This is a genomic window from Beijerinckia mobilis (genome assembly GCF_000745425.1).
Taxonomy (GTDB): domain Bacteria; phylum Pseudomonadota; class Alphaproteobacteria; order Rhizobiales; family Beijerinckiaceae; genus Beijerinckia; species Beijerinckia mobilis.
The window spans coordinates 1-12,654 of sequence record NZ_JQJH01000041.1 but is presented as its reverse complement, the minus strand read 5'-3'; the positions used below and the strand labels follow the sequence as shown (position 1 = coordinate 12,654).

12 protein-coding genes and 1 rRNA gene are annotated in these 12,654 nt (G+C 56.5%); 5 read left to right on the top strand and 8 right to left on the bottom strand.

What is annotated here, in order from left to right:
• Both DL88_RS17960 and DL88_RS17945 read left to right on the top strand, forming a co-directional pair.
• Positions 1–354: IS5 family transposase (locus DL88_RS17960; protein WP_034999305.1), on the top strand; the 354-nt coding region annotated here is incomplete at its 5' end.
• A 926-nt stretch (positions 355–1,280) separates the two neighbouring features.
• On the top strand, positions 1,281–2,504 hold the full coding sequence (locus tag DL88_RS17945; protein WP_034999300.1) for an acyltransferase family protein: 1,224 nt from the start codon (positions 1,281–1,283) through the stop codon (positions 2,502–2,504).
• A 79-nt stretch (positions 2,505–2,583) separates the two neighbouring features.
• Here DL88_RS17945 and pdxH read toward each other — a convergent pair whose 3' ends face one another.
• Positions 2,584–3,186 (bottom strand): pyridoxamine 5'-phosphate oxidase, encoded by a 603-nt coding sequence (pdxH, locus tag DL88_RS17940; protein WP_156971192.1) that lies wholly within the window; start codon positions 3,184–3,186, stop codon positions 2,584–2,586.
• A 414-nt stretch (positions 3,187–3,600) separates the two neighbouring features.
• Here pdxH and DL88_RS19645 point away from each other — a divergent pair, with 414 nt between their 5' ends.
• Together DL88_RS19645 and DL88_RS17930 are read left to right on the top strand one after the other, a co-directional pair.
• The gene (locus tag DL88_RS19645) at positions 3,601–4,032 is read left to right on the top strand and encodes an RT0821/Lpp0805 family surface protein (RefSeq protein WP_156971191.1); all 432 of its coding nucleotides are present in this window, start codon (positions 3,601–3,603) and stop codon (positions 4,030–4,032) included.
• A 256-nt stretch (positions 4,033–4,288) separates the two neighbouring features.
• Complete coding sequence (locus DL88_RS17930; protein ID WP_034999297.1) at positions 4,289–5,257, top strand: DnaJ C-terminal domain-containing protein; 969 nt, start codon at positions 4,289–4,291, stop codon at positions 5,255–5,257.
• A 75-nt stretch (positions 5,258–5,332) separates the two neighbouring features.
• On the opposite strand, the gene DL88_RS17925 is transcribed toward DL88_RS17930, so the two are convergent.
• From DL88_RS17925 to yajC, 5 genes are all read right to left on the bottom strand, one after another.
• Positions 5,333–6,217: a phytoene/squalene synthase family protein gene (locus DL88_RS17925; protein WP_034999309.1), complete on the bottom strand. Its 885-nt coding sequence runs from the start codon at positions 6,215–6,217 to the stop codon at positions 5,333–5,335.
• Positions 6,217–6,591 (bottom strand): Mth938-like domain-containing protein, encoded by a 375-nt coding sequence (locus DL88_RS17920; protein ID WP_034999294.1) that lies wholly within the window; start codon positions 6,589–6,591, stop codon positions 6,217–6,219. Before DL88_RS17920 ends, DL88_RS17925 begins: the two co-directional genes overlap by 1 nt.
• Before the next feature lie 285 nt (positions 6,592–6,876).
• Positions 6,877–7,821, bottom strand: a complete 945-nt coding sequence (gene secF / locus DL88_RS17915; protein WP_034999292.1) for a protein translocase subunit SecF — start codon at positions 7,819–7,821, stop codon at positions 6,877–6,879.
• Positions 7,822–7,872: 51 nt separating this feature from the next.
• Positions 7,873–9,465, bottom strand: a complete 1,593-nt coding sequence (gene secD, locus DL88_RS17910; RefSeq protein WP_034999290.1) for a protein translocase subunit SecD — start codon at positions 9,463–9,465, stop codon at positions 7,873–7,875.
• A gap of 149 nt (positions 9,466–9,614) precedes the next feature.
• Positions 9,615–9,950, bottom strand: a complete 336-nt coding sequence (gene yajC / locus DL88_RS17905) for a preprotein translocase subunit YajC (RefSeq protein WP_084705281.1) — start codon at positions 9,948–9,950, stop codon at positions 9,615–9,617.
• A 318-nt stretch (positions 9,951–10,268) separates the two neighbouring features.
• On the opposite strand from yajC, the gene DL88_RS17895 reads away from it, so the two are divergent.
• A complete protein-coding gene (locus tag DL88_RS17895) occupies positions 10,269–11,174 on the top strand; it encodes an ATP-binding protein (protein WP_034999284.1) in 906 nt (301 codons plus the stop codon).
• A gap of 23 nt (positions 11,175–11,197) precedes the next feature.
• On the opposite strand, the gene dusA is transcribed toward DL88_RS17895, so the two are convergent.
• Positions 11,198–12,211, bottom strand: coding sequence for a tRNA dihydrouridine(20/20a) synthase DusA (gene dusA / locus DL88_RS17890; RefSeq protein WP_084705280.1), 1,014 nt, complete (start codon positions 12,209–12,211; stop codon positions 11,198–11,200).
• Between the two features lie 217 nt (positions 12,212–12,428).
• Positions 12,429–12,543: ribosomal RNA gene (gene rrf, locus DL88_RS17885) — 5S ribosomal RNA — on the bottom strand.
• Positions 12,544–12,654 lie beyond the last annotated feature (111 nt).

The window sequence follows — 12,654 nt, the reverse complement described above, 5'->3', positions numbered from 1 at the left end:
CTTGGCAATCCGGTCCGGCTAATCGGAGGACCGGGCCAGGAAAACGATATCACTCGCGCGCATGAACTCATTGATGGATTTGACGCGACTGCAACTCTCGCCGACAAAGGCTACGACGCGAACCATCTGCACAAGAAGATTACCGGACAAGGCAGCGAGATCGTCATTCCACCCAAGCGCAATCGCAAGGTTCAGCGGCTCTACGACACCGAGCTTTACAAGGAACGCAATCTGGTGGAGCGTTTTTTCAACAAGCTCAAGCAGTTCAGGCGGGTGGCGACCCGCTATGACGAGTTGCTTGCCAACTTCATGGGCTTCGTCAAACTTGCCGCCATAGCCATATGGCTCAGATAGTTAAATCATCACTACCGCCTAGTAGTTTTTACAGGGCCGCGAAATGATCAGATGGTTGTAAGTGCGCGCCATCTCCTTGACATTGGCATCACAGAGCACACCAGTTCCTCGTACAGCACAGCGATGCCGCCGAGCATGGGAAGCAGATCACATCTCTCACGCGGCGCGCGGGTAAGATTCCCATCACCATCGTCTGCAATGTCGTCGAAAAGTCATCTCCGTGCAAGCATGGAAAGCCTGAATCCCATCAACGCCCTAATGTAATCCGAGCAGAGTGAGGGGCAAAGCTTGCACAAAATATTCTCGGTCGACAGGATCATATACAAGGCCAGTCTCATTGAGATATCGGAAGACGTATCCGCTATCACAAACACAGAGAGATCGACTATTCCCGACAGATACATATGATAATGCGATGACTTTCCTGCAGGAACGATTTTACAAAGCGCTCACGCTCATGCTCTCCCATGATCACGCCGGCCGGCGGAAAGCCCGCCGACTCACCCGTGTGGAAGCCAGCTTTCCAAAAAGCAATCCCGATGCAACGGGTTCATCGGGATTCGGTATAATTTTACTTTCACCTCAATTGCTTCACCATCCTTTGGAATTCATATAATCGGCTGATGCCTGCGGGATAAGAAAGACGAAATGCTCAGGGTGATTGACCGCGTTGAAGGAGTGTTCCGCCGGTTCTGTGGACAAGGCACCGCCAAGGCGCCGAACGCCCGATGACCATGCAGGCTGCTGCAAGATCGGTCTGACAAACTTCTGGTTTCCAGCTATGCTTTTCCGCAATAAGGCGGAATTCTCCCTGCATTTCCTGTCTCAGAGGGCTGCAGTTCCCTAAGGCCGGTATTGATTCCACAAGACTATGAGTTTTCTCAATTTCCTGTTCTCGACAATTTTCTCGGCTGCGAGGAAATAGAATGGCCGTCAGTATGCCCATACAAGCATCCCTTGCCGCCTTGCTGAAGCCGCAAGTTTCACGCAGGCATTCGCTGACAATCCTTTTTCATCTTCGCTGGATTGCGGCGCTTCTTGTCGTCATTTCTCACCTGCGGCAGAATATTCTCGTCGACTATCCGCTCGTCGATCATCCATCGCTCTTCGCCAAGGCGCTTTACTGGATTGCCGGATATGGGCCCGACGCCGTCATCATCTTCTTCATTCTGAGTGGTTTTCTCGTTGGAAGGAAGATCCTCGATCTCGTCATCGCCGAGGATATCGAGCGTCAATGGCCACGGTTTCTGGTCGACCGCTTCAGCCGCATTTTCATCGTTCTCTGGCCTGCCATGCTGTTGACGGCCATTATCTTCGCTGGCCTTCTGCTTTTTATCCCCAATGCACCCTTCATGGCAGAGCCCTCCTGGGGTTGGGCTATCAGGTATCCAATCGATCTTGATAAAGACTGGAGATCGTGGCTTGGATCCTTCTTTCTCTTCAATGAATTCTATACACGCACACTGCTTTCCGACGGGCCTTTGTGGTCTTTGGCCTTCGAATGGTTCTACTATATCTTTGCTTTGGCCATCGTGCTGCTCATACGGCGTGTTACAACACCCGGTGCCATAATCCTCATCGCCTATGCGGTGCTTCTCTTCGTCCTCAGCCTGAAGAACAATCCTGCAATCGTTCTACTCGGCTCCATCTGGGTCATGGGTGTTGCTGCGCGCCTCGTTTTCGATCATCAGATCCTACGCGGAGTCATCCTCCAATATCTTGGGATCGCTCTGTTTCTCGGCGTTCTCATCCTGGATCGGATTTATCTGCTGCCACCCTATTTCCTCGGCGTCGCAACCGCGTTCCTAGTCGCCCATACGAATTGGGCGCATTACAACTTCGCCGGAGCGCTGGGTAGAAGCTTGGCCGATTTTTCCTATTCTCTCTATGTCATCCATTTCCCTCTGTGTCTCATCGCCATGGCCGTGCTCTACAAACTCGGCTTGCTGAACCAGCGTCTTCCCTATGATACGACAAGCTTGGCAATCATGTTTGCGACATTGTTGATGATCATGATCGTGAGCCGATTATTTGCGGCCCTGACCGAAGATCGTACCCATGCCTTCCGCACGGTCATACTGCGTCACATGCAAAAGATGCTCAACAGGCAGGCACGGGTGAATGCCAATGTCGGATTGGACGGGAATTGATGCAGGGAGGCACATCGCTCAACAAGTGGGAATCCTCAGCGAGGCTTTCTATTATCGAAGAATCATTCAAGGCGTTGTTTCAAGGATAGAGCCGTTGCCGTGTCCAGACATTGGCACCTTCCTCGCGAGTGAAGCGGACCCGGTCGTGCAACCGGAAGGCGCCATCTGACCAGAATTCGATCGTTTCCGGCACGATGCGATAGCCGATCCAATAAGGCGGGCGTTCAAGCGGCGTGAGCGCATGTTTGGCGGCAAATTTAGCGACCGCCGTTTCAAGAGCGAACCGGCTTTCAAGCGGACGCGATTGCTGGCTCGCCCAGGCACCAATCCGGCTCTGCAGCGGGCGGCTGGCGAAATAGGCATCCGCCTCTGCCGCATCGACCTGCACCACCTTGCCGCGAAAGCGGATTTGCCGGCGCAGGGACTTCCAGTGCAAGACCGCGGCGGCCTGCATATTGACCGCGAGCTGCCGCCCCTTGGCGCTTTCGGCATTGCTATAGAAAACAAAACCTTCCGGACTGAACGCCTTCAACAGCACCATGCGCACATCTGGTAATCCCTCGGCATCGGCTGTCGCCAGCGCCATCGCGTTGGGGTCGTTGATTTCGCTTTTTTCGGCTTCTGCGAACCATGCCGCAAACAGTTTGAAAGGGTCAGCGTCCGTATCGAAGTCACGGCCCATTAACTCATTCACGCTAGTTTCTCCGAACGAAAGCTTCTGAATTGGCGAAAGAGGATCTTCGACCAAGCGGAAATCCCTTCACGACCGAGCAATTGATATAACACTGAGGATCGCGTGGCATAATACCGGGATCCGAAGGAATGATACCTCGGTTTGGAAAGGATTCTCACCTGTTCGAGAGCAAGAGGGCAATGCCTCGTTCGCGATTCATTTGTCATGAATTGTGAACACTGCCGTTCAGAAGACGGGAATTCCAACACGAATTAAAGGGTCAGGCAGGTGTCGAACGTGCCAAATTGGGATCTTGCGGGGCGCACCTGGATTCGGGGGAATCAGGAAGAATGGCACGAAAATGAAAATTCTGCCGCTGGTTCGCCTGATGTGATCACGCGCGGCGGATGCTCTGTTTCCTCGATGGTATCGCTACCGATCATCGCCTTTTCCGCCTTTATGCTCGTTGGTTGTTCCGTCTCGATCCCCATGTCGCCACTGATCGACCGTGAAACGATAACCGGCTCGCTGCCCGTCAAAACCATCGATTCGCTGCCGCTCGCGCCGGGTCTCGACAATGATGACAAGCGCCTTTCTGCTTCCGCCCTCGCCGCTGCTCTCGATCCCTCGGCGAATGGACGGACGATCGATTGGGCGAATCCGCGCACAAATATCAAGGGTTCGTTCAAGGCGGCGGGCAAGGCACCTGCACCTAAAGGGCGCAAATGCATGCGTTTCGATGCCGAAATTACGCAAGTGCAGGTCACGCGTACCCTTACCGGCCGCGCATGCAATACCGAGGGCAAGGACTGGACGATCGTCGAAATCGAAAAACGCGAATCCGGGGCTTCCTGAGCCACGTCCCCATCATGCAAGTTCGGAAATGGAAGCCGCCGGGACATTCAATGGTACCAAACCGCGAGGCAACTTATCGCGTCATCGTCTGAGGCGATAAGACGCGGACGTCCGACAGAGCTCTTCCGGAGAATTGCTCGGGAAAAACCTGGCAAAAAGGCTCCTCCGTCTTGCACCTTGGCGTTGACGATCCCACATGCAATACGAGACGTGAGCGCTTGCGCCGAGCGAGGGCAAGCGGTGGAGTGGGCTCTTAATGCGTGATCCATATACGGTTTTAGGCGTATCGAAATCAGCCGATGCCGCCGAAATCAAAAAAGCTTTTCGAAAGCTCGCAAAGAAATATCACCCCGACCAGAGCACGGATCCCAAGGCCAAGGATAAATTCGCCGAAGTCAGTGCCGCCTATGAAATTCTCGGCGACGAGAAGAAACGGGCGGCCTTCGATCGCGGCGAGATAGACGCCGAGGGCAAGCCGCGTTTCCATGGTTTCGAGGGGTTTGAACAAGGCATGGGCGGCGGTGGCCGACGGCCCGGCGGTGGATTTGAGAGCTACGAATTCAACTTTGGCGGTAGGCCTGGCGGCCAGGGGTTCGGCACGCAGGGTTTCGATGCCAGCGATCTGTTCAGCGATCTGTTTTCCGGCGCCACTTCCGGACGGCGCAGCGGCCGCAACCAGGCGCCTCCGCGCGGCGAGGATGTCAACGCCAATGTGACTGTCAGCCTTGCCGATTCCGTCAAGGGCGCGAAGACGCGCGTGACCCTGCCGACCGGCAAGACGCTTGAAATCACGGTTCCGGCTGGGATCGAAGATGGCAAGCAAATTCGCCTTAAGGGTCAGGGCCAGCCGAGCCCGTTTGGAGGCGAAACAGGCGACGCTCTGGTCACAGTGCATGTCTCCAAGCACCCCTATTTCCGCGTCGACGGCCATGATTTGCGGCTCGATTTGCCGATCACCCTTTACGAGGCCGTGCTCGGCGCCAAGGTCAATGTGCCGACCCTTGATGGCATGGTCGAACTCAACGTCCCCGCCGGATCGAATGGTGGACAGACCTTGAGATTGCGCGGCAAAGGCCTGCCCAGCGGCGACGGCAAGAGCGGTGACCTTTTCGCGACCCTGCGCATCGTTCTCCCCAAGGAGAAGGAAGCCGATCCCAATCTCGTGACGCTCATGCAGGAATGGGAAAAATCAAGACCCTACCACCCGCGCAGCGATCTGACCTGATTTCCGCACGGCAAGTCCCGTCTTCAACAGAAAGCCCCCGCAATGCGGGGGCTTTCTGTTTATTACCACAGGCATTCATACCTGTCTCAGACGGTGCGAGGCGCGCCAAAGAATCCATTGTTTGCGCCATTGCGGCAGAATGATCACATCCTTGAACGGCGCATAGCCATGCCTGTCCATCTGCTTCAGATAGGCGGGCGCCATCGAAACCGGGAGGAAAGCCGCACGCGCTTTTAAAGGCACGTTCTTGATACGCTGCTCGAACACGCCGATCTGCTGACGGCCGAATACCCGCAAATCCGCAAGGGTCGCGAGCACACCGGGCGCGGCGATGCCACCGATGACCTCTTCCGGATCGGCGCAATGTTTCGTCAATAATTCGCACGGAACGTAAACCTGTCCGCGCGCGCTGTGCCATGGCAAGGCGCGCATAAGGCCAGTCAGACCGTAAGCGAGGCCCGCCGGCTCGGCGACCTGCATCCATTCTTCCTCGACCCGGCCTCCGAGCACACAGGCGACGAGAAAGAACAAAGTGGAAGCCGTCGCGCGTCCATAATCCTCAAGCTCGGCGAGCGTCCGCATGGGCGCATCATAAAGATCGAATGTGCGCGCCTCGATCATGTCGAGCAGCTTCTGTCCCGGCAAGGAGAAACGTGTCAGCGTGTCGATAACGGCAGCAGCAACGGGATTAGCCGAGACCTGACCCTGCCATTCTCCGTTCTGTGTACTCTCCTCCGCCGCCTTCTCCAAAGTTTCGCGCCACCATTGAAAACGGATCTCACCGAGGATCGGCTCGGTTATGATTTCGCGTGTGCGGCCAATTTCAAGGTTGAAGGCGTAAAGCGCATAAACATGTTTGCGGAAAGGCTGTTCGATAAAAAGCGATGCCAGCCAACGATCCGGATCGTCACGCCGGACCATCTCTTCGCAATATTTGTAATCTTCCGTTTGTGCATGCATCACGGCACCGCCAGCAGCGCCGCCGCGACGAGGCGCTTTTCTCCCAGCAAAATCGGATAGGTCCGCGCCGCGGCGCCCGTCGGCATGGGTTCGGGCCTGATGCCGGCATCACGCAATGCCTGCATGATCACGGCGGGCAACGGAACAAGATCAACTCCCGTTCCGATCAACAAATGGTCAATCGTTCCTTTCGGCTCGGCGAGGACGGGCTCCAGCGATGCGAGATCGATCTCCTTTGGCATGACGGGGCCCCAACTCCGAATACCCGACGGAAGGGCGAGAATGGAGCCACGATGCGACATACCACCGAAACGGAAGCCGCCGTTGCCATAGCCTTCCAATGTATGCTGCCCCGGCAGAAACCCCTGTACCATGCCGGCCGCTCCTTTCGATTGATCCGGATTGATACCATCCGCAAGTCCAGCGAGCGGAAAACCGAAGCCACGCGGTCAAACCTATCCCCGCTGGGCATACCGGCCAGGATATTTTGGTCGAAGCATGGCGCCTATCACGACCACCTGCCCTCGGCGACAAGTGGCACCGCGAAACACAAATGCTTGAAAGCTTTGCCTTGCGAGGCAAGACCCTGAGGTTTTTAATAAACGGCTCTGCCGGGCCCTTCTAGCGGGTTTCGTCGAAGGATTTGCAAAATAGCATGCTCAGACAGCGGGTTTGGTAGAAGTCTGCTCGCCTTTCACCGTCTCCGAGGTCTCATTGCGCAAACCGAGATAGATCAGCATCGGCGAACAGATGAACACGGAAGAATAGGTCGCGACCACAATGCCCCAGATCATAGCGAGGGAAAAGGAGCGAATGACATGACCACCGAAAACCACCAGAGACAAAAGCGCCAGGAACACAGTGGTCGCCGTCATGATCGTACGCGGAAGCACTGCATTCACAGACAGATCAATTAATTGATCTGTCGGAATCTTGCGATATTTCTTCATCATTTCGCGGATACGGTCGAGCACCACCACCGTCTCATTAAGCGAATAGCCGACGATGGTCAGAATGGCCGCGATCGAGGTCGTGTTGAATTCGAGTTGCGTGACGGAAAAGAACCCCACGGTCAGCAAAAGATCATGCATGGTCGCGATGATCGCGCCGACCGCGAATTGCCATTCGAAACGGAACCAGAGGTAGCCAAGCACGGCAATGATCGAGAGCACGACACCGAGAGTGCCCGACTGGACGAGCTCACCGGATACACGCGGCCCCACGACCTCGATACGGCGAATGTCGTAACGATCGCCGATCGTCTGACGAATCCTATTGACGGCAGCTTCCTGCGCGGAGTCGCCACCGGGCTGAACGCCAAAGCGCAGAGTGACATCAGAGGGCGTGCCGAAACCCTGCACTTCGATATCGCCTATATCCAGATGTTCCCCGAGCGCGCGTAATTCGACCAGATCGGCTGGACCGTCCTTCGCCCGCATCTCCATCAGCGTGCCGCCGGAGAAATCGATTCCGAAATTCATGCCCCAGGTCAGGAAGATCGTCACCGCCAGAATCGACAGCAGGGCCGAAAAGGGATAGCTCAGCCGGCGCAGGCGCATGAAGGGATAGTGGGTATTTTCAGGCGCGAGGCGCAGCAGTTTCATCGAAAATCCCAATCGAAGGTTGCAAGCCTTTTCAAGAGTCCGCAAAGGGGCTCAAATCGGCAGGCGGGTCGGCCGTTTCGAGCGATACCAAAGCGTGATCATCATCCGGGTCATCGTCACGGCAGTGATAATGGTCGTGAGAATGCCGAGCGCCAGGGAAACGGCGAAACCGCGGACCGGACCCGAACCCAGGAAATAAAGAATCGCAGCCGCGACGAACATCGTGACATTGGAATCGACGATCGTCGCAAAGGCGCGGTTGAAACCGGCATCGAGTGCGGAAACGATGGAACGGCCCGCGTGAGCCTCCTCGCGAATGCGCTCATAGATCAGCACGTTGGAATCGACCGCCATACCGATAGTGAGGACGATGCCGGCAATGCCCGGTAAGGTGAGCGTGGCACCGAGCAGGATGAGCCCTGCAAAGATGAATGCAATATGGACCAGCAAGGCGAGATTGGCGAAGACGCCGAAGATGCCGTAGGTCACGAGCATATAGGCGGCAACCAGAAATGCGCCGACATAGGCGGCGCGTTTGCCGGCATTGATCGAGTCCTGCCCCAGGCCCGGACCGACTGTGCGTTCCTCTACAATGGTCAGCTTGGCGGGCAATGCGCCGGCACGCAGCAGAATGGAGAGATTATTCGCCTGCTCGACCGTAAAGCGGCCGGAGATCTGCCCCGATCCACCAGTGATCGGGCTCAGAATGCGTGGCGCCGAAATGACTTTGCCATCAAGAACGATGGCGAAAGGCCGGCCGACATTCGCCGCTGTCACTTCACCAAATTTCTGACCACCGCGGACATTGAAACGGAAATTGACCACTGGTTCCTGGGTGCGGCTGTCGAAACCCGGTTGAGCGTCCACGAGATCTTCGCCCTGGACCATCACCCGTTTCTCGATCGGTAGAGTGCCGCCGTCGACCTGTTCCAGTTGTTCCACCTCGGAGGGATCGGCACCCGGCTGGGCGACGAGACGGAACTCCAGTTTCGCTGTCGTGCCAAGAATTTCCTTGAGCTTGGACGTATCCTGGAGACCCGGCACCTCGACAACGATCCTGTTATTCCCCTGGCGCTGAAGCGTCGGTTCCGTCGTTCCGAGAGCGTCGACGCGACGCCGCAGAACCTCGATCGATTGGTCGACAGCGCGGTGGATGCGATCATTGATGGCGGCCTCGGTCACAATCAACTGGATGAGGCCATCATCCTTGTTGACGATATCGAATGCGGCAGCACGATTGCCCCCGAGCAGATTGATGCCCGTCGTTCCGGCCAATTGCTCAAGCCGCGGCATGAGGCGCGCCCGCTCGGCCGGATTGGCGAGACGAAACTGGACGCCGCGCGGCAGCACGCCGATGCCCCCCGCGATACCGATTTTATCCTCACGCAGGACGCGCCGGACGTCGTCACGCAAAGTGTCGATCTGCGTGCGCAAAACCGAGGCCTGGTCGACCTCGAGCAGGACATGCGATCCGCCCTGCAAGTCGAGACCAAGCACAATAGAATGCATCGGAAGCCAACTCGGCAGATGGGCGCTCAAAGCTTCACGCTGCGCTTGTGTGAACAGGCTCGGGACGATGACGAGAAAAGCAAACAGCGTCATGCCGATGATCGAGACAATTTTCCAGGTCGCGAAACGCAGCATGCAATCAGGTACTTTCTAAAGGAGCGATCCGTAAATCTTTCAATCGCGGAGCCGAAACTATTCAGGAAACGAAAAATCCGCCAAGGGCGGGCGACGCGAACGCGATTGGTTCAACGGCCGATAGCCCACATCCTTCAAGGATGAGCCGCTTATGCGTCCTTGACCGGCTCGCCCTTGGAGCGCACATCGGCAATCATTGCGCGTACCACACGGACTTTGACGTTTTGAGCGATTTCAATTTCGACCTCGGCATCATCGGTCACTTTGCTGACCTTACCGATCAGGCCGCCGTTCATCACGATCGTGTCGCCGCGCCGGATATTCTTGATGACATCGGCATGTTCTTTCGCCCGTTTCTGCTGCGGACGAATGATCAAGAAATACATGATGATGAGGATGAGGCCGAAGGGCGCCACCTGGAGAATCAAATCGGAGGCTCCAACTCCCGAAGAGCCGGCGGCTTGAGCGAAGGCCGGTGTGATCACGATCCTCTCCTATCTCCTGTAGCCGGGCCGGACTATCCACAATGGCTTGTCACGCGGATGCCCGATCCTTCTTACAAAGCTTTATTGCGGCTTGATCCATAGTCTGCGCGGCCCGAAGCGACAACCTTTTTGACGTCGACCATACGTCTTTCCGTGAGAATAACGCCGCTTGCACCGATTTTCCCGGCTGATCGGGGATTTCCCCGAAGAGATTTGAAAGCCCGGGGCACGGAAATTGGGGTAGGATTCGAAGCTCACCTACTGTCCTGTTCTCTTCCATCCTCCTTCCTCCCCTCGCGAAGCGATCCTTAGCCCGTCATGACCCATTCCGACTCCAAAAGACCGGCCGAATCCTCCTGGAGTGATCCCGCCGCCCTCGCGCTCGAACGAATCGCCGCTGCTCTCGAAAAACTGATTCCCGCAGCACCTGAAACACCCGATTTCGAAGCGGCCGACGCTTTCGTATGGCATGCGGCGCGCTCCAGCTTGCAACCTGTCAACAAGGTCAATCGCGTCGAAATCAGTCTCCTGCGCGGCATCGACCGGCTGCGCGATCTTTTGACCGATAATACAGAGCGTTTTGCCAGGGGGTTCGCCGCCAACAACGCCCTTTTGTGGGGCGCGCGCGGCATGGGAAAATCATCCCTCGTCAAAGCGGTGCATGCCGAGATCAACGACCGGCTCGCTGGTACACTTGGCTTCCTGCCTTTGAAACTCGTTGAGATCCATCGCGAAGATATCGACAGCCTGCCGGTCCTGATGGGCTTCATGCGCGAGGTCCCCTATCGTTTCGTGATTTTCTGCGACGATCTTTCTTTCGATGCCGAGGATACCAGCTATAAATCGCTGAAGGCGGTGCTCGAGGGTGGTATCGAAGGACGTCCGCAAAATGTTCTCTTTTATGCGACCTCTAACCGCCGGCACATACTTGCCCGTCAGATGATTGATAATGAGCGGTCAAGCGCCATCAATCCGGGCGAGGCTGTCGAAGAGAAAATCTCCCTCTCTGACCGATTCGGTCTCTGGCTCGGTTTTCACTCCTGTTCGCAGGAGGATTATCTCACCATGATCTTCGGCTATGCGGATCATCTCGGGCTTGCGATCGATCGGCCGCAATTGGAACATGAGTCGCTCGAATGGGCGATCACACGCGGGGCAAGGTCTGGCCGCACCGCCTGGCAATATATTCAGGATCTCGCCGGCCGGCTGGGCAGGGCGGTTTAATTGCCGCGATCGCGCAAGGGAATTCAGGCAGGGATGCGATCCTGCCTGCCGTCGCCGCCCCTATAGCGAGCCACATGGGCCACTGCAGCACGCAGAACCTCCGGGCCGGCGTCCCTGGCGAGCCCCTCCGTCGCCAGATGACGCCGAAAAGCACGTGCGCCAGGCCGTCCGTTAAAAAGCCCTAGAATATGCCGTGTCATCGCATGGAGCGGCACATTTTCCGCGCGGCGGGCCTCGATATAGGGGACGAAAGCTTCGATCACTTGGAGCGGATCGGCAAAAGGAGCATCCTCGCCGTAAAAAAGGGGATCGACCGCGAGCAACAGCCCAGGCTCCTGATAGGCAGCGCGCCCGACCATGATTCCATCGACATGACGCACTTCTTCGCGCATGGCCTCAAGCGTCACGAGCCCCCCATTCAAAAGGATCGGCACATCGGGATAGTCCCGCTTCAAGGCTCGCACGAGTGGATAATCAAGCGGTGGGACATCCCGATTCTGCCGTGGAGACAGGCCTTTTAGCCAGGCTTTGCGTGCATGGACGATGAGCCCATCGCACCCCGCAGCGATCACGGCGGAGCTCAAAGTCCATAAAGCCTTCCGCGGATCCTGATCATCAACGCCGATTCGACATTTGACAGTGACGGGCAGATCGACAGTAGCCTTGATTGCCGCGACGCAATCAGCGACGAGATCCGGCTCGAGCATGAGACATGCTCCGAAAGCGCCGCTCTGTACGCGTTCAGATGGACAACCAATGTTGAGGTTGATTTCATCATAGCCGAAATCCGCGCAGATCCTTGCAGCCGCCGCCAGATCGCGTGGTTCCGATCCGCCGAGTTGCACCGCGACCGGATGTTCCGCCTTATCAAAAGCCAGAAGACGATCGACCTGTCCATGTAGCAGGGCAGCGCTCGTGATCATTTCCGTATAGAGACCCATGCGCCGGGAAAGAAGGCGATGGAAAAACCGGCAATGCCGATCGGTCCATTCCATCATTGGCGCAACCGAGAATCTATAGGATTGAAATTTCGTCACTTGATGCGCTTAGACCGACTGATGAGACGAATTTATTGAAGAATTCCCAAAAACAAAAGGCCCGCCATAGGGGGCGGGCCAATGAATATTTAAGAATCTACGGTCACGAGCAGAAGCTGCTCCACCCCGCGGCATGGAGTGATGCGGGCAAGGAATTTAGATTGCACCGCATTGGATGTGATATGTGGAAAGGGAACCTTACGCGTGCCTTTTGCAGGCCTGGCAACGACCTACTCTCCCGTGTCTTGAGACAAAGTACCATTGGCGCGAAAGCGTTTGACGGCCGAGTTCGGGATGGGATCGGGTCTGATCACTTTGCAAAAGTCACCAGGCCGGCAAAAGGCAGGCGAAGGGAAGCAAACTGGATTATGATTTTGTGCACCCGAACGCCGAGGCGTTCGCAAGGCCGAGCGGGCGGAGGCCCGCGCCGGCGTTTGAGGCTA